This is a genomic window from Paraburkholderia sediminicola, assembly GCF_046027825.1.
In the GTDB taxonomy this organism is placed as follows: domain Bacteria; phylum Pseudomonadota; class Gammaproteobacteria; order Burkholderiales; family Burkholderiaceae; genus Paraburkholderia; species Paraburkholderia sediminicola_D.
On the sequence record NZ_JAQQDU010000088.1, the window covers coordinates 1 to 20,840 of the forward strand.

Below are 20,840 nucleotides of genomic sequence, written 5' to 3' on the forward strand. Positions count from 1 at the left end.
CTCGCCGGCTGATATTGGTGTAACGCGGAGATAGTGCATGAAAGGGAATTGTCAGGTTGTTGGGTCGGTCACGTAAGATGGCGCGATGAAGAAATCGAAATCGCTTTATCACGGTCACCGTTTCCCGGCGAGTGTCATCGGCTGTGCTGTTCGATGGTATTCCGCTTCCAGTTGAGTCTGCGCGACATCGAGGAACTGCTTTTCGAGCGCCGAGTGATCGTGACATACGAGACAATTCGATGCTGGTGCGACAAGTTCGGCAAGGGCTTTGCTCATCGAGTGAAAGCAGCGCGACGCAAGCCGGGTAGCACGTGGCACCTCGACGAGATGTTCGTCACGCTGCGTGGCGAACCGTACCTGCTATGGCGTGCGGTCGACGAGCATGGCGCCGAACTCGACATCCTGCTGCAAAAGCGGCGCGACAAAGCCGCTGCCAAACGCTTCTTCAAGCGTGTGCTGCGTTCGAGCCCGTTGCCCAGCAAGATCGTCACCGATCAGTTGCGCAGCTATCCGGCGGCAAAAGCCGGGATCCCCGAACTAGCGAACGTGAAGCACGTGTTCGTCAAAGCGGCGGCCCGACTGAACAACCGCGCAGAGAACAGTCATCAACCGACGCGCGAACGCGAGCGGCGCATGCGAGGCTTTCGCGACCCGAAACGCACACAGAAATTACTCTCGTGCTTTGGGCTGATCCGGCAACATTTCGCGCTCAAGCGGCATCTGCCGTGCGCTTCACTCTATCGCAAACAACTCGCGGCGCGATTCGTTGCGTGGTGCGACATCACCGAAGTCGCCCAAAATCCGTCCCACGCCTTCTGATGACGCTCTTCCCGCCGTCTTTTCTCCTCAGCCTCGACAAGTTGACAAAGCCTTGCAATCCGATCCAAACCCACTCATGGTTGCATAGGTGATATTGAGCGATGGCAAGACAGGTTGGACCGCGCAGAGGTAAGCCTGAGACATTATTCGGACTTCGAGTCCGCTATTTGGATTAGGACCTTTGCGGCGAAATCCATCGGGGCCGGCGGGCATGTCCCGCGATTCGAGTCCGGATATAAGTCCGAAACCGCCCTCCTCGCCAAACACAATATCTCCTTGCAAATGGGAGGCGACCATATAAGCAATGCCTGGTTCTGGCTCATAAGAAATGTCGCAGTCGGGCCTCTCCGGGCCCATGCTGGAGCTCCACTGGCGATGGCTGGAGCCGATCATGGACCATAGCGGGATGATCACATGAGCTTGCGCAAGGTTGACCGGGCGGACCATTATTGACAGGGACTGGCCGACGGGGGATCAACTGGTGCCCTCGGGACTGCCAATCCTTCCTGGAAGGTAAGATTAACCGAGAAACCACCCGAGCCTGGAAATTCGAAACTGACCCGGCCCCCGTGCGCGCGCATCACTTCGCTGACAATTGCCAGTCCAAGCCCGGAGCCCGAGCGTAATCCGTCGAGCCTGACGAACGGTTCCAATGCGCGCCCCCAGTCCTTCGGTGCGATCCCGGCCCCATTGTCAATAACGGAAAGAACCACGTTTCCTGCACCGGAAGTCACCGTGACGCGGATTTCATCGGCCCGTCCATGTAATAACGCATTGTGGATAACGTTCGATATGGCCTCCTGAAGGCTTACGCTGTCGCCCGAGATATAAACGTGCGGAACGTCGCTCTGAAAGGAGACACTCGTATCCTTGTCACCTGCCATCGGAATTGTCCTGCCGAGAACCTCCCGCGCGAGTCCGTTCAGTTCGACGGGCTGCAGCGATACGACTTCGGAGCGGTGAATAACCATCGCGTGATTCAAGAGCTGGCCAGTGAGGCGTCCAACGTCGGCACAGGAGGAACGCAGTGTCGCGATCCGCTCGCTGCGACGCTGCGGGTCAAGTTCTGCCGACAACAGTTCGATCTGCGCGTCAAGGCCTGCGAGAGGCGTGCGTATCTGATGGGCGGCGTCCGCGATAAAGCGCTGCATGATTCCGAGGCGACTGGAGAGGCGAAGCATCAGGATATTGATAGCGCCAATGATTGCATCAATTTCGGTCGGTGTTCTAACGGCGAGCGGCTTGAGATCGCTGGGATCCCGTTGGACGATGATCTGCTCGATGTATGCGAGGGGACGCAACCCGCGTTTGATCGCCAGTCCACTCGCACCGATAGCCAGTATGCTCATGATCAAGATCAGCATCCAGACCTTGAGTGTCATGGCGTCCGTCAATTTTTGGCGGGCGTGCACCGTTTGCGCGATTGTGACAATTGCCCAGCCCGGAACGGTGGTGTTGGGCATGTAGCGGGCAATCGTAGCGATCCTGACCCGCTGGTTCTGGTACGTCCCGTTTTCGAACGTGGGCCCATGTTCTGCCGATTCGGCACTTGAGCGCGCGGCGAGGTCAGGATATCCCGCGATCACAACGCCACGCGAATCCGCCACTTTGTAGTAAACCAGATCGTAGTCGGACAGGGTTGAAAATGCCGCGAGCGGCGGGCTTAGTGCGAGTACGCCGCCTTGCGCATACAGGTTCTCGGCAACCTGTATGGCAGCGCCTGATAGCAACTGGTCGTAAGCCTTCTCTGCTGCGACGCCGGCATAGTACCGTGCGACGCATGCCAACGTAACCGCTCCGGAGATCACGACAAGCGCAATGAACAGCAGCGTGCGCCCAAACAGAGTTTTGCGGATGGAATCAAACGCTTGCAATTTGATACCCCATACCGCGCGTAGTCCGGATCTCGACGCTACTTCCATCGATCTTTTTGCGCAGGCGGGTTATGTATTGTTCGACGGCGTTGAGGCTCGGCTCCTTCTCATAGCTGAACAGTAAATTGAGCAACTCCTCTTTCGAAAACGTACGCTGCGGGCGACTCAGCAGAATTTCAAGTAAAGCGAATTCCTTGCGCGACAGCGGGAGCGAGTGGCCCTTCAGTTCGGCCAGGCGATTGTTTCGGTCGATAATCAGGTCTCCTAGCTGAATAATGTCGGATGCCTGGCCGCTTTTGCGTCTCAATAGCGCCTGCACTCTCGCCTCCAGCTCGCGGTAGTCGAACGGTTTGATGAGGTAGTCGTCTGCGCCGAAGCCAAGTCCGCTCACGCGATCATCCACCGCCGAGCGCGCCGTCAGGAGTAGTACGGGCGTATCGCTGCGCGAGCGAAGTTCACGCAGGATCGCGAAGCCGTCCATTGAGGGAAGCATTACATCAAGGACCACAAGGTCGTAATTTTGCGTACCAAGCAAGACATTGGCTGCCCGACCGTCTGCCTCAAGGTCTACAGCGTGTCCCAGCCGCGACAGACGGCTGCGGATCGCATTGCCGATGTCTACGCCATCCTCTACCACCAGAATTCTCATGATTGGCTTCCACGGATCAGGTGTTAACCCTGAGCCCGACTGTCAGTGTTATCTCAGGTTCGGACGATAATCTCTTTACAAATAATTGGTCAAGCCCGCATATCAGCATAAGGAAACTGGAGACAGTATGGCAAGCGACCATCAGTCTGGCGGCTCGCTATTGCGACGCATACGTCTGAGAAAAGCATCCGGAACCGCGAAACCACTCACACAGAGGGGGGGCGCGAACCATCTCGATTACCGTGTCCAAAGAGAGAACGTCGCGGTTCAGTTCGTCAGCCGCAACCGTAGACGCCGGGCACTGCTCCTCGGGGCGCTCGCGCTGGGCGCTCTTCGTCAGCGAACCTTTGCAGCTGGGACGCGTGAAGTTCGCATCTCGAAAGGTTTCGGAATCCTCTACTTGCCCCTGCTTGTTATGGAGAAAATGCAGCTTCTGGAGAAACACGCAGTCCGGCACAATGCCGGCGATGTCGTTGTGAGATGGGTGCTGCTCGATGGCGGAAGCTCCATCAACGATGCCATGATGGCCAATACCCTGGATTTTGCGGGAACAGGCGCACCGGGGTTCATTGATCTCTGGTCAAAGGCGAGAGGCATTCCAAATGTCGAAGTCGTGGGCGTGAGCGGCTTGAGTGCCACATCGCTCTGGCTCAATTCGAATCGCAAGGAGATCCGGTCGCTGCACGACTTTACAGCCGCCGATCGAATTGCGGTTCCCGGAATCAAGACGTCGTTGTCGGCCGTCGTATTGCAGATGGCTTCAGCGAAGATCCTCGGTGCCTCGCGGTTTGCAGACTTGGATGCGATCACCGTCAACTATCCACATCCGGAAGCGATGCGAGCGCTGATTGCTCGCGAGCAGGGTATTACCGCGCATTTTACTTCCCCACCATTTTCGTATCTTGAGGTCCAGTACAAGAACGTTCACCGGGTTCTCAGCTCGGTCGATGTCCTGGGAAACATCACGCTGGACGTTGTGTTTGCCCCGAAAAAATTTACCGATAGCAACCCCGAACTGGTTAGTGCCTTTCTCGATGCCCTGGATGAGGCAAACCATTTCATAGCGACAAACGTGGAGGCTGCAGCAGCAATGTTTGTCGCCGCGTCCAAAGTAACGGTCTCGGTCGGCGCGGTCACTGAGATGCTTCGCGACCCGGATACGCGATATTCGACGATACCGCATCAGGTAATGGACTATATGGACTTCCTGTATTCAATTGGCACGATCAAGAACAAGGCTCAGGCGCTGAACGAACTCTTCGTCCCGCAGTTGTGGGCGCGACACCGTACCTGAGCGCAGGCATGCTACGCCAAGGTTGACGGGGAGAGGAGATACATGAGTGACAAGAGGTGGGACGCCATGAGACATGGCGGTTCAGATGCGAAAAACCAGGAGAAATCAGTGGAAAGTTTTGTGGCATCCCAGGATGAAAGACGCGTTATGTCAAAGATGGCCAGGCGGCTAATGCCGATTCTGGTGGTCATGTTCCTGATTTCGTTCATCGATCGGCAGAACGTGGGTTTTGCCAAATTGCAAATGCTGCACGATCTGGGATCGACCGAGGCCAAGTTCGGATTGGCATCGTCGCTGTTTTTCATCGGCTACCTTATATTCGAGGTACCAAGCACGCTGGCGTTACATCGGTTCGGCGCCCGCCTCTGGCTCGCGCGCATCATGCTGACCTGGGGTGCGATCACGGTACTAATGGGATTCACGACGTCGATGGGCGTGTTCTGCGGACTGCGCTTTGTACTGGGCGTTGCTGAGGCCGGCTTTTATCCTGGTGTGATCTATTATCTGACATTGTGGTTTCCGCAATCCTATCGCGCGCGCGTGCTTGGCATTTTTACCCTGGGCAGCGCGCTCGCCAATGCTTTGGGCTCGCTGGTCGGCGGACTGCTGCTAAGTCTGAATGGCGTTTGGGGGCTTGCTGGCTGGCAATGGGTGTTCGTTGCAACGGGTGTTCCCGCCATCCTTGTTGCATTGGCGGTGTTTAGACTGCTGCCCGCCTCGGTGCAGGAGGCGCGGTTTCTCAGCCAGAAAGAAAAAGCCCTCGTATTGAACGCCCTTGAGCGCGAAAAGCCCTCCGATGCAACGCACGAGCATCCCTGGAAGGCACTGATCGACCGTCGCGTACTGCTGTTTGCATTCACCTACATGTTAATGTCGACGTCCTTGTACGGCGTGACCTACTGGTTGCCTACGCTCGTGCGGACGTTCGGTGTTTCAAATGCCGCAAACGGATTTCTGAACATGATTCCATGGGGGATCGCCGCGCTCCTGTTGCTGTGGCTGCCCGCCAGACTCAAGCGCGCCGACGGTGTGCTCAAGGCAATGGCAATAATCTCGGGGATCGGGGTCGTGGGTTTCATTTGCAGCTTCGTGCTTCCATCGACGGCATTACGTTTCGCCGCACTCGTCGTCGGCGGTGCCTGCATCCCGCTGCTCTACCCTTGCTTCTGGTCAATGCCCCCTCGCCTTTTTGCGGGCGCGCGCGCAGCTTCGAGCGTTGCTGCCATTAACTCGATAGGCAATCTAGGGGGATTTTTCAGCCAAAACCTGATGCCGTATGTCGGAAAAATCAGCAACACGGCCACCGCCCCCTTGCTGGTCCCGACCGCGTGCCTTGCGCTTCTGGTTCTTGGAGCCGTTTTTGTGCAAATAACGCCAAAGCTCCGTCCCTCCGCGGCCTGACCTGAATGCCTGCGTTTTAAAAGGTGTCTCCCAGTCGCCAGTTGAATCAAACAAATATTCATTCCGTCAGGCGTTGTTCTGAACTCAAAGCCGCAAGGCGGCGATCTTCCTGCTTAAGCGTAGTAGTCAGTGAATTGGAGGCAGTTTTTTTCTTAACAGTGTTTAGTAATACATATTATATAAGTTTCAGGTTTACACGGAGAAGACATGAGTTTGCTCAAAAACAAATCCAGGTTGAACAAGAAGGAACGGTCTCTATCGATGGGGACGATCCTACGGAAAATCAGCATTGCGCTCGTGATACCGTTGACGTTCGCCGGATGCGGAGGAAGTACCACGAAGTCATCGTCATCGTTACCGGTGATTCAGGGAACGATCCCAGCCGACCAGGTCGGCAGCGCGGATCACAATTACCCGTTTGCCGCTGGCGAAGCAGTTCCGGATGGCACGTTCGAGAAATATGGCTACGTCGAGCAGGAATTCTTCATGCAAGGCACGGCAAACGTCTACAACCTGCCTGCACCGACAGGTATCGCAGATGCCATACAGGCGCCTACGGCGACCGTCGTGACAAGCGGACATCCGTACAAGACAAGGCTCATCGTTCGCCGGCCGACGGATCCGTCGAAGTTTAACGGCACGGTGATCGTTGAATGGGCGAACGTCACGTCAGGCTATGAGAATGCAGACATCTGGCAAGGCGCTCATGCATATTTGATCAATAACGGATATGCCTTTGTGGAGGTCTCTGCGCAAAACGCAGGTATCACTGCTACCCCGAATGGACTTAAATCGTGGAGTGCCGCTCGCTACGGCTCACTTGACGTTACCGACGGCGGGAAAGTGACGGCAGACGGACTTTCATTCGACATTTTTTCCCAAGCCGGCGCCGCGATAAAGGCCAATAATGGCAACCTGATGGGAGGGTTGCCTGTGAAGCTGGTGCTCGCGACTGGCGAGTCCCAGTCTGCCGAATATGTGAGTATGTACCTTAATGCAGTTCACCCGTTAGCGAACGTTTTCGATGGGGGAATTTTGACAAAGGGAGGCGAGATTATTCGTCCGGATCTCAACATTCCGGTGATGAAAATCCTTTCGGAGTCCGAGTTTCAGGATGTGTCAGGAGGGACACTGGATCAACAGACCATCATTCGGCCGGATCGGGAATCGACCGGACCCAGGGGCGCAGGAGGCTATCGCACCTGGGAGGTCGCGGGAACGTCACACGCTGACGCATATTCACTTCTCACGCGTGCACCTTCGCTTCTTCGAGACCTCAGCATTTCAGCCGAGCTAGGCTGCACTCTTCCCGGATATAGTCAAATTCCGTTTCACTACGTTCTGGACAAGGGCATTGACGCTATCGTGAGCTGGATTGTTTCCGGCACTGCGCCCGCCCATGCGCCAAGCCTCACGATCCAGTCGGTGTCGCCACTGACGCTTGCAAGAGATAGCAATGGCAATGCGCTGGGAGGCATCCGACTGCCACAGTTCGCCGTTCCGGTTGCAACCAACACGGGAATCAATTCGGGACCGGGGCTTTGCGTTCTTAGGGGTTCGCATGTTCCCTTTGTGGCTGCGGCCGCTGACAATGACGGCAACTATCTTGGCAATCCAGCGTTGCCGGGCAGTCTGTACCCCAGCTTGAGCGCATATGTCAGCGCCATTCAGGCGGCTGGAACAGCACTTTATAACCAGGGCTTCATGCTGCAAGACTCGGTCACTGAGAGCGTTTCGGATGCACAAAATGGGATATCGCCAAACGCAGCGAACGGAACCACTCCGTAACAGGTTGTTAATCCGCCCGGTGACGGGCGGATTAACAACCTGAAAGTCTGGCCGGCCGCGTCAGCGGACGGCTCAGCACTCCTGGGGCGGGTCTGACCGACGGCCCGGAAACTGCAACCCGGAGGCGATCGGAAATATCCCACCAGTCAAGCAAAAGCTGACTGGTAGAAAGACCGCCGTTCAAATTCCCGACAGGAACGTGCCATACAGGGCCTTGCCCACCGATTGCAGCGCGACGGCCGGGATGGTGAGGCCTGGGCCTGACATCACGCGACCAGGCTCTCTTCGGTTGCAACAGAGTCAAGGGCATATAGCTCGCCCGCCGACTCCCATTCGCGGAACTGCCTGAGGTCCGCCTCGATCTGTTTCGAGTCGTCGTGGAGGCTCTGTCAGGTTGACGAGGCTGTGGCGTAAGATTGAGCAATGAAGAAAGAAAAATCGCTTTATCATGGTCATCGGTTCCCGGCAACGATCATCAGTCACGCAGTTCGCTGGTATTCCGCTTCCAGTTAAGTTTGCGCGACATTGAGGAACTCCTCTTCGAGCGCAGTGTCACCGTTACATACGAGACGATCCGCTGCTGGTGCGACGAGTTTGGTCAGGGCTTTGCGCACCGGGTAAAAGCGACGAGACGCAAGCCGGGTAACACGTGGCACCTCGACGAGATGTTCGTCACGCTGCGTGGCGAGCCGTATCTGCTGTGGCGTGCGGTCGACGAGCATGGTACCGAACTCGACATCCTGCTACAAAAGCGGCGCGACAAAACCGCGGCCAAACGTTTTTTCAAGCGTGTGCTGTGCTCCAGCCCGGTGCCGCGCAAGATCGTCACCGATCAACTGCGCAGTTATCCGGCCGCAAAGGCCGAAATTCCGGAGTTGGTGAGCGTAAAGCACGTGTTCGTAAAAGCGGCTGCCCAGCTGAACAACCGGGCGGAGAACAGCCACCAACCGACGCGCGAACGCGAGCGTCGCATGCGCGGCTTTCGCGACCCGAAACGCACACAAAAATTTCTCTCGTCCTTCGGGCCGATACGGCAACACTTCGCACTGAAGCGGCACGTGATCGGAGCCTCACTTTTTCGCAAACAACTCGCAGCCCGGTTCGTTGTATGGCGCGAATTCGCCGAACTCGCCCAAAATCCTTCGACTGCCTTCTGACCGGTCGTCACATCTGCCGCAGTGCCGTCTCGCTCTCGACAAGTTGACAATGCCCATCGAATTGATGCACATGATCAAGAAAGGACAGGTGAAATGTTCGGGCAGAACTTCGCTATCTGTCGCCCAGCAATTTTACTCGTTGGTTTCGTAAACCAGCCTTCGCGTATCATCTTTGCTTGGCCCGCTGTCCTTACCGCGACAGAACCGAGGCATGCCCCCCCCCTATGGGGCCGAGATCGAATGGCAAATCCGCGCGCCAACCGCACGTAATCTGCCAATCATGGTCGGCATATCCCGGCCATCAAAATCCCTATCCAACATGACGTAGCTAAGACTGCCGAGAACTTTCTTCGGCTTGCCGTCTTGGAGCAGCGGAACGGCGACGCCTGTGAGACCGCGGTCGACTTCACCGCGCGCGACAGCGTATCCATCCTTGCGCAGCTTTCGCAGATTGTCCTTGAATTCGTCCCACGTTTCGCCCAATCCCGCCTCACGAATCTGCTCTGGATAGTTCTGAAGCGCCGCTCGGAGTTGATACGCCGGCAGATAGGCGAGAATGATCTTGGATGTTGCGCCACGAAAAAGAGGCATTGGACGGCCCCTGACGTAGCTTGTCGGAACATTCGATTCGCCAAAGCTCTGAGAATGAATGCACAGAACCTTGCGCCCGTACGACACTGCAAGCAGAGACAAGCCGGGAGGCAGACCATCGAGGCCAGGAATGAATCGCTGACCGGCCATCAACAGCTGGTCAGAGCGCTGCGCGACCCGATCAAGCTCAAGAATGCGCGGCCCAAGGGTAAAACTCCTGCCCGGCCCGTCCGCAACCAGGCCCGCTTTAGTGAGCGATTGAAGGTAGCGGTAAACTGTGGCAGACGACACAGTGCTCAAATATGCCTGCGCCTCTTCCAGACTACACGTCGCATGGTCCTCATCAAACAAATCTAGTAAGCTCAGCATACTATCAAGGCTCTTCATATCGGGCTCGCTCGATGAAGACGAATTGGCTTTTCCGTAATTCTGTCCCAGTGGCCTAACCCACAGAACCACCGCTGTCACGGCCCCTTGGCCTGCCTGCATCCTACTCCGAATCACCCCTCATAGCCGTGACCAAAGGGGGCGCGATACGCCCCCCTTCGACGCTGATCCAAGGCAAGATCAGTCGATCGAGGCGAACCGGAAAGCACCACCATCGACGACCGGTAAGATCAGTTTGGACGGCCAAGGAAGACCAAAGTGAACCGTATCAGAGCCGACCATGTCGGGCGTGAACGCGTGGGCGAACTGCGAGTCGGTGAATGTAGTGTCCCCGCAGGAAAGCTCCAGCCGGATCCGCGAACCTTTCTGGAAACGGTGACCGCATCCTACCAGAGCGACCCGCAATGCCACCACCTGACCGGGAACGAGGGGTTCGGGGGTCGTATGCAGATGAACGGGCGCTCCCAGGACGCTCTGGGCCTCATCAAGCGCCCGATGGGAGGCCTTCAGCCAGCCCTTGCTCACCAGCTTTGACGCCGGCTGCCGCCCCGCTGCCCGGTCGGCGGGTTCCTGCGGTAACTGTTCTGCCAGACGCGAGACCACGTTCATATCCGTACGCGTCGAAGACACATGGATCTCGAGCTCGATCGGCCCAACGACGTCCACATCCGCTTCCAGTGGCGCAGATGTAAAGGTGAGTACCGCCTGAACGGTGTCGGGCCCCTGACGGGTCATGACGACAGGCCCGAAGACCCAATTCGCTCCAGGATAGGAGTAGGTGGTGGATTGGGCCTCTTCAAGTGGCTCGGCGGCGAGAGCGCCATCATTCAATGAGGTTACGCTTCCGGTCGGTCCGCCGGCCAGATACAGCGGCAGATAGCTCACCTCAGTTGGGGGCCATGTCGTCGTCTGGTAAGTCCGATTGGCACCCACCAACGCGCACTCGACGTCGGGGCGATCCGTGTAGCCGGTCGGCAGGCCCTTGAGCCAATGATCATAGAAGGGAAGCATCACCTCGCTATGAAACGCCACCGTCTCAAACACCTTCAACGCCTCGGCGCCACTGACATGGTCGAACACCTTCAGCTTCTTCGGTCCGCTGACCAACTGGTAGGCACGCAGATTTCCACCGAGATGGCGCTCACGCTTGATCCAGGTCCCAATCGAATAAACCGGGATATCGACTTCCCTCAGTTTGTCGCTGAAGTCGCGCTCCTCCCAGTAAGCGTCGAAGGTGGGATGCTGCAGCGTGATGGCGGGCATGTCGACGGGTATGTCGCGTGGCTCCGAACCATTGGCTGGGAATTTGTTCGCAATCCGTACCGAATTGTTCCACCAGCCTGAGATGTAATTCGATCGCATGCCGCCTTGATAATTCCAACCCCGGTAGAGATCGAAGTGACCGTCAAACGGCGCCACACAGGCCAGGTGCGGCGGACGCTCGGAGGCCATCGCCCACTGTGAAGCCGCGTAGTATGACTGACCAATACCACCAACCTTTCCATTTGACCAGGGTTGAGCGGCGATCCACTCGATCACCTCGTAGAGATCCCGGCGCTCCCTGCGATCAAAGTAGCCAAATTCACCGCCTGACTTACCCGTACCGCGGACATCAAGGTGAACGTACGCGTACCCTTGTTGCACGTAAAAATGGATGGGGCCGGTCTCAAACCAGAAAAAGACCATACTCGGCGGCAGATCGTCGTTGTCGTACCGGTATGGCGATGCTGCAAAAAGCGTCGGAAACGGACCTGGACCGTCTGGACGATAAATTCTGACGGCGACATCAACGCCGTCACTCATTGGAACCATAACGTCGGGTTGATCGATGGACATTGAATTTCCTCTTGTATCTCACGGCCTGACGTTGGCGGGATCTGGCGGCGCATCTGCCGCCAGGTCTGCGATAGCCCGCAACGCCGCTAGAATTTGAAGTAAGGATCAAACGAAAGGCGCGGCAACACCCGGTTCGAGCTTAGCCAGCAGCGCGTCCCGCAATGTCATGGCCACCTGCTTCTGAGCCATGCGCGCCGCCGCCAGCGTCTGGCGCTGGTGGAAAAACATGTGAACCATACCCTCATAGGTCACGTGGACGGCTTCGACCCCTGCGCCTTGAAGCTTCAGCGCATAGGCTGCGGCGTCGTCGAACATACCGTCGCAACGCGCGCTCAGGATCAAGGCGGGGGGTAATCCGGCATGGGATTGCGCGTGCAGCGGCGAAGCGCGCCAGTCATCTGGTCCGAACAATTCACCCAGCCCATAGCCCCTCCATGCGCTAGCGAAATCCGCCCTGGTCAAGCCGCACCCCTGGTCGAATTCATCGAGCGTGTCGGCGACAAGGCGCGCGTCAGTGGCGGGATAGACCAAGCTCTGGAACCGTATGGACAGTCCCCCATGATCGCGGGCGTACAGGCAAACGGCCGCGGCGAGGTTGCCGCCCGCCGACTCGCCGTGCACCGCCAGACGGCCAGCCTCCAGACCGAAATCTTCAGCATGATCAGCGATCCAGGTCGTTGCGTCCAGGGCGTCTTCGAACTGCACCGGAAAGCGGTTTTCCGGCGCCAGCCGGTAGTCGACGGTGAAGACCGCCTGGCCCGAGTCATTTGCGAGGTTTCGCGCCGTGGCGTCGTATGAGTCACGGCTTCCGATCCGCCAACCGCCGCCATGAAGCGCAACGATCGCCCCCCTCGCCCCATTGGGCTGGTGAAGCCGAACGGGAATCGCACCGTTCCGCCCGGGTATCTCAAAGTCGCGGACAGTATCAATCGCCGGCCCTGGCGCCCGCGGCGGCATGCCGCCCCGAGCAAGCTGGGCCGCCACTACTGGATGTAAAATCGCCTTCATCGAGTCTCAAATCCTTCTTTACGTTGCGCACCGGGGGGCGCCTTGTGGAGTACCCCGCCCTTCATGATCATCCGTAGATTGCCGGGTTCGGTGATGGCCTCAATGTTCTCAAGCGGATCACCCGCCACCAGCAGAAGGTCGGCCAGCCAGCCTTCACGAACAAGCCCGAGCTTCGGGATAGCCATGAGTTCACCGCCCCACTGCGTCGCGGCAACAAGCGCCTGTGCCGGCGTCAGGCCCATGTAGCGGACCAGGTAGACGAGGTCGTCGGCGTTACGCCCCTGCGGCGCGTTGTCAAAACCATAGTCGCCACCGATAACGAAGCGTATGCCGCGCTTCAACATCTCCTCGATATTCAACCGATAGCGCTCGACCAGCGAGGTCGAACCAGTGCCGGCCGCGCCCGTCTGCATAGTCCTGGAGAAGAGGATAGGCAGGGCCACCGACGGTCCGATGAATATTTCGTCCTTGCGGGCCTCCATCAGGTCCCAGCATTCCTCGTCAGGGAAGTCGCAGTGATAGAGGACGCGGAAGCCGTTCCTCACGCCCAGTTTGATGGCCTCCGTGGGGCGGGCGTGGCCGCTCAGCCAGACGCCCGATTCCTTCGCCTGCTCGTGAACGGCAGCGAGTTCCACGTCGGAGTACATGGCCTGGTTGTCCGTCGGCCCCGCGAAACCAGGACCGGACAGGATAAATTTGGCGATCGAGGCGCCGCTGTCCGCGGTGTCCTTTACGAACGTCTTGAGCCATTCAATATCGTGGACGCGCGAAATGCCGCTGAGCGCGAAGGTCTCGTCGCCCGGCATGACAGCACCTTCGGTCCCCGACGCGCGCAGCCGCGGCCCCGACACCCAGCCGCCGTCAATCTCGTCGCGAAGCGACACCTCCATAGTGCGCGTGGCACCGCCGGCGGAATAGGCGCTAGTAAATCCCGCATCCAGCACCCGGCGAGCGTTGTGGGCGGCAAAGAAGGCGTGGTGCTCGGTGGCGACCTTTCCACTGAGGTAATCGAAGAAGGACACCCCATCCGGCGGCCTGCGGTCCACGGCGTTCGGGTAAGTCAAGTGCGCGTGGCCTTCGACCAGGCCCGGCATCAGCGTCGCGCCGCCGCCGTCAATGTGTCGGGCGCCGGGCGCTTCCAGTGCGTCGCCGTCTCTCGCAACGGCCTTGATCCGGTCACCCTCTACCAGGACCTTGCCTGGGAATGGCGGCGTTCCCGAGCCGTCGAATATACGTACGTTAGTGATAAAGATAGCGAACATTTCAAACTCCGGCGGACGCGACGCGCCCCAGAGCGCCATTGAAGGCGCGGTGGTGGGAAAGATCGGGCAACGCGAAGATAAAGACGCGGGCGCCGACTAGGATCAAGGCCTGGAGACAGACGCGGTCGGTGGCAATCTGCGGAATCGTTTTCATGGGGTCGTTTGCGACAAACCTGATACCGCACGGATCGGCGACTTTCTCAACAGGAAGCAGGCCAGCGCCGGCAGCAGCACCAAGGCGCCCAGCATGTTCCACAGGAACATGAACGCCAGCAGCAAGCCCATGTCCGCCTGGAACCTGATCGGAGAGAAGATCCACGTCGCCACCCCTGCGGCAAGCGTAAAGCCGGTGAACATCACCACCTTGCCGGTGAACTGCAGTGCCGCAGCGTAGGCCTGGGAAAGAGAAGCGCCCGCGCGCATGCGCGCCAACACAATCGTCATCACATACAGCGCATAATCTACGCCGATGCCCACTCCCAGCGCGATTACCGGCAGCGTCGCCACCTTCACTCCCATGTTCAGCCATACCATCAACGCCTCAGCGAGAATCGAAGTCAGCATCAGCGGCACTACCGCACAGACGACTGCCCGCCAGGACCGGAATGCGATCAGGCACAGCACGACGACCGCCGCATACACCCACAGCAGCATCTCGTGACTCGCCTGTCTAACCACCTGGTTGGTCGCCGCATCAATGCCCGCGCTGCCCGCCGCCAACAGCAGCGTCACGTCCTTGCTTGGGTGCGTGTCGATAAACGACTGGGCAACTTCGCTCACATGCGCCAGGGTGTCGGCCTTGTGATCCTTCAGGTAGACGAACATACCCAGCATGTCGCACTGCGAGTTGAACACCTCAGGCGGCACGCGCAACGTAATCGCATTGAGCATGCTTTGCGTACGCACCAGTTCATACCATTTCGGATTGCCTTCGTTCATCCCCACACTCAGCGAGCGAGCCTGACTCGCCAGCGACACGGTCGACGCAACCCCCGGCTGCTGTCGCAGTTCCCATTCGAGAGCATCCAGTGTCCTGAGCGCACCATAATTCGAGCACCGTCCCGCAGGGGTCGTCGCCATGACGACGAACACGTCGCTACTTGCAGCATAGTGCGCGTTCATGAAGGCGCTGTCACGGTTGTAGCGGGAGTTGGCGCGCAACTCCGGCGCCCCCCGGTCGAGGTCACCGATCTTCAGGTTCAGACTGGCCACGTAACCCACCGCCCCGAATGCCGCGAACGCGACAATCGCAATCCCCGCCCCCGCCGGTCTCGTGAACCGGTCGAGCAGGCGCCCCACGGTTCCTGGCGGCGCTGCTTCCAGGCCGTCCTGCGGCGCATCGTTCTTCAGCGCGCGCAACGCGGCCTGACGGTTCACACCGAAGTAGCTCAGCAATATGGGCAACAGGATCAGGTTCGTAAAGATCAGAACTCCTACCCCCAGGCTCGCGATTAGCGCCAGATCCTGAATCGTCTTGATGCGCACCACGATCAGCACCGCAAAGCCGATCGCGTCACACAGCAACGCAGTCAGTCCTGCGAGAAAGAGCCGGCGATACGTATAGCGTGCAGCGACTAGCTTGTGTGTGCCACGGCCGACATCCTGCATGATGCCGTTCATCTTCTGTGCGCCATGACTCATGCCGATCGCGAAGACCAGGAAAGGCACCAGGATCGAATAGGGATCGAGTTGGAAGTGCAACATGGTTACAAGCCCAAGCTGCCAAACCACCGCAACCAGTGAGCAAAGCACAACCAGGGCCGTGCTGCGCGCACACCGCGTGTACCAGTACAGCATGGCCGTCGCAATGGCGATCGCCACGCAAAAGAACGCCAGGACCTGATGCAATCCAGCGATCATATCCCCGGCGATTTTTGCAAACCCCGTGACGTGAATCGAAATCCCGGCGTCCTGGTATTTCGCCCGGATCTTCTCCAGTCCCTGCGACAGCGTGGCGTAGTCGAGCTGCTTGCCCGTCTGCGGGTCGATCTCCTGCAGCGGCACGTAGATGACGCTCGACCTGAAATCCGGAGCGACGAGCTGCCCGACTTCACTCGTCCGGTCGATGTTCGAGCGCACCTGCGCCAGGCTCGCCGCCGAACCGTCGTAGCTGTCGGGCATCACCGCACCGCCGTCGAGCCCCTGCTCCGTCACCGCGAGCCAGCGCGTGCTTGGCGTCCACAGCGACTTCATGAACGGCCGGTCGACGCCGGGCAGCAGGAACACCTCGTCGTTGATCTTGCGAACCGTGTCCAAGTAATGCGCGTCGTAAATCGTGCCCTTTCTGTTCTCGACCGCGATGCGGATGACGTTCCCGAGACCACGCAACTCACCCTTGTGCTCGAGGTAATTGATGATGTACGGATGACTTGTCGGAATCATCCGCTCGAAGCTGGCATTGACCGGTATCCTGGCCGCCTGGTAGCCGAAGATCGCCGTCAGGATGGCACAAATGACGATGACGATCAGGCGGTTGTTGAACAGGATCCGCTCGGCCCACGAGCCTGACTGCCGGTCGAATTCGCGCAGGTCGCGAATGACACGGGTCTCGGATTGCTGAGTCGTTGGTTTCATCGATAATCCGCAAGCGTGAAATGGTTGATGCCGCGTACTCCGACCGTCACGATCGACCCGTCCGCCGCCTCGACCAGCGCGGCGGTCGGCAAGCGGACGTATTTCGCATTCACGGCCTCGAAGCTGTGCCCCTCATCGCGGCTCGCGAGCAACTCGCCGCGCTGGTTAGCGAGCAGCAGCGTGCCGCCGGTCAGGGTCGTGATGGCGTCGAACGACACAGTGCCCGCGTGAGCGACGGCTTGCCACGTCGTGCCGCCGTCGCTGGAGGCAAGGATGTTGCCGCGCAGCCCCGCCACCACGAGCGCCTCGGGCGGGCTGCTGCCCAGGGTGAAATAGCTGCCCTGGTAGGGCGTGGCGAGACGCTGGAAGTGCTGGCCGTTGTCCAGCGAGCGCGCGAAGTAGCCCTGTTCGCCCGCGAGATAAAGGGCATCACCGGAACGCTTCATCGCGTAGAGGTTGAGACCCTCGGGGTTGTCGACGTGGTCCAGCCAGGGTTGCCAGGTGCGGCCATGATCGCGGCTCGCAAAGATAAGGCCATATGCCCCCGCCACGTACGTCGTACCGTCCTTTGCAAAACAGATGTCGAGAAACGGCTTGTCGGGACCGTCGTCGACGAACTGCTGTGCCAGGCGGCGCTTCGCCACAACAGCGCTCGCCCCTGCCCCTGCCGCCGCGGCTGCCGGCGGCGCGGCCGCCAGCAGCAGGCTGGCCGCTTCGACACCATCGAGCTGCTTGCTCCATGTGCGGCCGCCATCGCCTGAGTGCAACACGATGCCGGAATGGCCCACGGCCCAGCCTTCCTGCGCGGTGATAAAGCGCACCGCCGTCAGCGTGACGCTGACGGGAGCCGGGACCTGATGCCAGCTCCCGCCGTTATCGTCGCTTAGCAGGATTACCCCGCGCTCGCCTACCGCGACCAGCCGGTTGCCCGCACGGGTCACGTCGACAAGCGTCACGGCGGCCGGATCGGCAACCGCCCGCGACGGCATCTGCATGACGTCCGCCAGAGCGTCGGCATGCGCTGGGTACGGGCGAAGTACTGCGAGCACCACGCCCAGCACCATCGAGATCAGAAACTGTCGATATTGCATGGTGATAGATCCGTTCCGATTCATTGATCCTTCCGGCGCACGCTACCGGACTCCTTCAGCGGAGAGCGATTCTGCCGTGAAGTGATTCTCAGGCCAGCGCGGCGGAAAAGTCATTTGCGCCGATTTCTCGTTCATCACGTTATTGGCGATCCACTCGCCGTTTAGCAGGTTGTAACTGCCAAACATCCCAAGCATTACGCCCGGCACGTCCGGACAGTCGAAGCTGAGAGCCCAGTAGGTCTTCCACAGTTGCCCCTTGGCATCCCAGCTGTCCGCCAGCACCGCACGCCAGGTATCCTCATCCAGATAGAAACGGCGCCTGGGCATCACGTGGCGCTTGCCGTCGCGCAGCGTCGCCTCGACCACCCAGACGCGATGCAATTCCCAGCGAACGTGCTCCGGGTTCAGGAAGCGTTCACTCATGATGTCGCTGTCCTTGTCCGGACCAAAAATCTTGTTGCTGTTATAGGGGACGAGCATTTCGCGCTTACCGACAATCTTCCAGTCGTACCGGTCCATCGGTCCGTTGAACACATAGATCTCGTCGTTATTGCTGACACCCGACGTAAACAGGCTTGGCGTGTCGTAGGCCAGGTCCGGCAATTTGCGCACGCGGCGCTGGCCGGTGAGGTAGACCCACGCCTGGCGCCCCTCGCCGATCGGGTCAAGGGTGTCCCAGGTGATCACCGCTTCGCCGACGTGCTCTGGCGGTCCCTCGGTGGTGATACGCACTTTATTGAAGAATGTTCCCTTGACTGTCTCAAGCGATCCATCCTTGTAGTAGTACGGATTTTGCGTATCGTCGATGTTGTCCGACACCATGAAGCTCTTGCCATCGGTTGGTGTCACGTAGACCCGGAAGTCGTATTTTGTCGTTTCACCTTTCCAGCTCAGGATGTGATTCCACATCGCCTGCACGCCATCTTTTGGAATCGGAAAAGGAATGCCGCCGTAGGCCCCTTCAATCGAGTAACCGCCTTTCGTTTCCTTCGCTCGCGTGGCGTTCCTGAACGTGTTGTCGTACACCCATTGCGGCGCAGCCGCCGTACGATGAGTTGGATACACATCGATGCGGTAGGTTGGGTACTTCCTGAACATCGCCTGCTGGCCGTCGGTCAGCTTGTCCGCGTATTGCGCGACGTTTTTGGCGGTAATCGAATACAGCGGCTTCTCGCTCGCGAATGGGTCTGGTCGCCGGCCGCCCGGTTTAAAGCCCGGCGAGATCGTCGTGTCGCCCCCTGTCCAGGCAGGGATCGTGCCGTCCTTGTTGCCAGCCTTCTCCGCACCAAACGGTGTCAAGGTCGTCTTAAGTTGAGCGGCTTCTTCCGGAGAAACCTCTGCATAAGCCGATGCTGCGCCGAGAGCGGCACACAGCATCAGCATGGGAACCGTATTGCGAAATTTCATCTCGAACATCCTTAGAAAGTGCCAGAGAAGGTCAATGAAACGAAGTCACGATCCTTCATGTATTGCCCATACGTATACGCATTCGTTTGATTCACCACCGGCGCTAGTGCACCGTAGTAATGGACATAGTTGAGCCCTACGTGATAGCGGTGTTCATAGGTCGCCGTGACGCCGATGCTCATGTCCCCGCCGTGGTACACGCCGAAACCCGGGTTGATCACCGACGAGCGGCCACTGATGCCATAGCTGATGCCGATCGGCACCGTAAGGTCGACGCCGGAAAGAACCTGAAGATAGCTTGGAGTAAACACAAGCCGCATCGCGCTTGCATCGCGTGTCGAGTTGGGATCGAGGTCCGCCGCATTCTGCTGAATGCTTAGACGCCGGTTCCACGCCACTTCGCCTAGAAACTCGGCGCTGTCGAAGATCGGCGTACGGGGCAAACTCCAGATCCAGTTGAAGTTCGCGTGAGCGGTGCGCCCGACCGGGTATGCCGGATTGTTGCTGTTGTTTGCCCCGCTACCCGGCAGCACAGTCGCCGATCCACCGTTCGGAACAAGCGGCATATTGGTTCGCATCGACACTTCGCCACCCAGGCTCACGTCGCCGATTGCCGTTGAGGCGCTCGCGCCGTACGCCTGGATGCCCTGCGGGAACACCAACTGATAATTGCCCAATCGGGGATAGCCGCCGGTCGGCGTGACATAGACAACCGGGTCGGGTGAATGAAACTGAACGACGTACAATCCATAGTCGACCGGGTGGTTCACTGGGCTAATCCGCAACGCGATGCCGCCCTCACCCGAGTTCTTCGGCGTCATATCGCCAACGCGCCCAAAGTAGAGCGGTGAGCCAGGCGGCCCGGCCAGAATCCGTTCGCCGCCCACGTCCATGAAGTCGACCGTCGAGAAATAGCTGCCCGCTGCCGGAAGCTGATCGCGCTCCCATTCAAGCTTGTAGTACCCCGCAATCGACACGGAACTGTTCAGTTGGACTTCGCCCGATAGCTGGTTGGTAGGAAGGATGACTTCCTTGAACGGCGTGCCCGGTACCGACTCCAGTTTGACGTAGTCAATCGGCGCCATCGCGCCCGCGATACCGTTTGCGCCGAAAAAGAGCGATTCGCCCCAGATCAACGCGTGGCGGCCCGCGCGGAAGCTCAACGTCGTATTACCGATGTCCGTATGTCCATAGACAAACGCGTCCATCAACCGGACGTCCTGGCCCATATACGTCGTCGTCGCCGAGGTGAACTGGTTGTACGGCACCGACGAGGCATTTGCCGTTCCGGGCGAATTGTTATCGTTCGTTCCGTGATACGCGGTGTCGTACCACGCCTCCGCGCTGACGCGCGCGCCGAAATTCTTGTACGCCAGATCGAACTCCGAGAACAGGTCGACGCGATTGCTCACGATGCCTTTGTTGAAGTTGCGGTCCCCGTCGTCAAGATTCGGGTTCGCAATCAGTGTCGGTGACTGGCTATCGACGCGATCGAGCACCGTGTACTGAATGGTGTTGTCCCACTCGACTGTGAGGTCTGGAATGCCAGTCTGGAACCGGTAGGCCGAGGCATCGTCAGTGGCTAGCATCGCAAGAAAGGCTGCACCAGCCAATGCGCTGCGCCTGAATGCCGACCTCGGGACAACGGCCGCGCCGCGTCTCTGCGCCGACCTCTTCGCACGTGAAATTGAGTACATCTAAT

The 20,840-nt window shown here is 58.8% G+C and carries 14 protein-coding genes and 3 pseudogenes; 6 read left to right on the top strand and 11 right to left on the bottom strand.

The features are described from left to right. Positions 1-85 precede the first annotated feature (85 nt). A pseudogene (locus PQQ96_RS33120) lies at positions 86-819 on the top strand (IS6 family transposase). Positions 820-1,265: 446 nt separating this feature from the next. Here PQQ96_RS33120 and PQQ96_RS33125 read toward each other — a convergent pair. Continuing rightward, positions 1,266-2,693: a sensor histidine kinase gene (locus PQQ96_RS33125; protein ID WP_408300343.1), complete on the bottom strand. Its 1,428-nt coding sequence runs from the start codon at positions 2,691-2,693 to the stop codon at positions 1,266-1,268. Continuing rightward, complete coding sequence (locus tag PQQ96_RS33130) at positions 2,680-3,342, bottom strand: response regulator transcription factor (RefSeq protein WP_408300345.1); 663 nt, start codon at positions 3,340-3,342, stop codon at positions 2,680-2,682. Before PQQ96_RS33130 ends, PQQ96_RS33125 begins: the two co-directional genes overlap by 14 nt. Before the next feature lie 127 nt (positions 3,343-3,469). Between PQQ96_RS33130 and PQQ96_RS33135 the strand changes: the two genes are divergently transcribed. From PQQ96_RS33135 to PQQ96_RS33155, 5 genes and pseudogenes are all read left to right on the top strand, one after another. Continuing rightward, a complete protein-coding gene (locus PQQ96_RS33135) occupies positions 3,470-4,636 on the top strand; it encodes an ABC transporter substrate-binding protein (RefSeq protein WP_408300347.1) in 1,167 nt (388 codons plus the stop codon). A 147-nt stretch (positions 4,637-4,783) separates the two neighbouring features. Then, a complete protein-coding gene (locus PQQ96_RS33140; RefSeq protein ID WP_408300388.1) occupies positions 4,784-6,037 on the top strand; it encodes an MFS transporter in 1,254 nt (417 codons plus the stop codon). A 207-nt stretch (positions 6,038-6,244) separates the two neighbouring features. Continuing rightward, the gene (locus PQQ96_RS33145) at positions 6,245-7,825 is read left to right on the top strand and encodes an alpha/beta hydrolase domain-containing protein (RefSeq protein ID WP_408300349.1); all 1,581 of its coding nucleotides are present in this window, start codon (positions 6,245-6,247) and stop codon (positions 7,823-7,825) included. A gap of 423 nt (positions 7,826-8,248) precedes the next feature. Continuing rightward, positions 8,249-8,982 (top strand): annotated as a pseudogene (locus PQQ96_RS33150) (IS6 family transposase). A gap of 55 nt (positions 8,983-9,037) precedes the next feature. Continuing rightward, positions 9,038-9,133, top strand: a pseudogene (locus PQQ96_RS33155) (IS6 family transposase); the annotation flags it as partial. A gap of 71 nt (positions 9,134-9,204) precedes the next feature. Here PQQ96_RS33155 and PQQ96_RS33160 read toward each other — a convergent pair. The 9 genes from PQQ96_RS33160 to PQQ96_RS33200 all read right to left on the bottom strand — a co-directional run bounded on the left by PQQ96_RS33160 (position 9,205) and on the right by PQQ96_RS33200 (position 20,835). Further along, complete coding sequence (locus PQQ96_RS33160; RefSeq protein ID WP_408300351.1) at positions 9,205-9,960, bottom strand: IclR family transcriptional regulator; 756 nt, start codon at positions 9,958-9,960, stop codon at positions 9,205-9,207. 180 nt (positions 9,961-10,140) lie between these two features. Next, on the bottom strand, positions 10,141-11,796 hold the full coding sequence (locus tag PQQ96_RS33165; RefSeq protein ID WP_408300353.1) for a CocE/NonD family hydrolase: 1,656 nt from the start codon (positions 11,794-11,796) through the stop codon (positions 10,141-10,143). A gap of 105 nt (positions 11,797-11,901) precedes the next feature. Beyond that, positions 11,902-12,804, bottom strand: a complete 903-nt coding sequence (locus PQQ96_RS33170; RefSeq protein ID WP_408300355.1) for an alpha/beta hydrolase — start codon at positions 12,802-12,804, stop codon at positions 11,902-11,904. Then, on the bottom strand, positions 12,801-14,066 hold the full coding sequence (locus PQQ96_RS33175; RefSeq protein ID WP_408300357.1) for an amidohydrolase family protein: 1,266 nt from the start codon (positions 14,064-14,066) through the stop codon (positions 12,801-12,803). The genes PQQ96_RS33170 and PQQ96_RS33175 overlap by 4 nt, the downstream gene beginning before the upstream one ends. Position 14,067: 1 nt before the next feature. Then, complete coding sequence (locus PQQ96_RS33180; protein ID WP_408300359.1) at positions 14,068-14,220, bottom strand: hypothetical protein; 153 nt, start codon at positions 14,218-14,220, stop codon at positions 14,068-14,070. Continuing rightward, positions 14,217-16,640 carry an efflux RND transporter permease subunit gene (locus PQQ96_RS33185; RefSeq protein ID WP_408300361.1) on the bottom strand — a complete coding sequence of 808 codons (2,424 nt, stop codon included), beginning with the start codon at positions 16,638-16,640 and terminating at the stop codon, positions 14,217-14,219. Before PQQ96_RS33185 ends, PQQ96_RS33180 begins: the two co-directional genes overlap by 4 nt. Beyond that, positions 16,637-17,731 (bottom strand): WD40/YVTN/BNR-like repeat-containing protein, encoded by a 1,095-nt coding sequence (locus tag PQQ96_RS33190; RefSeq protein ID WP_408300363.1) that lies wholly within the window; start codon positions 17,729-17,731, stop codon positions 16,637-16,639. The genes PQQ96_RS33185 and PQQ96_RS33190 overlap by 4 nt, the downstream gene beginning before the upstream one ends. 42 nt (positions 17,732-17,773) lie before the next feature. Beyond that, complete coding sequence (locus PQQ96_RS33195) at positions 17,774-19,138, bottom strand: DUF1329 domain-containing protein (protein WP_408300365.1); 1,365 nt, start codon at positions 19,136-19,138, stop codon at positions 17,774-17,776. Positions 19,139-19,149: 11 nt separating this feature from the next. Continuing rightward, the gene (locus tag PQQ96_RS33200; protein WP_408300367.1) at positions 19,150-20,835 is read right to left on the bottom strand and encodes a DUF1302 domain-containing protein; all 1,686 of its coding nucleotides are present in this window, start codon (positions 20,833-20,835) and stop codon (positions 19,150-19,152) included. Positions 20,836-20,840: the final 5 nt, after the last annotated feature.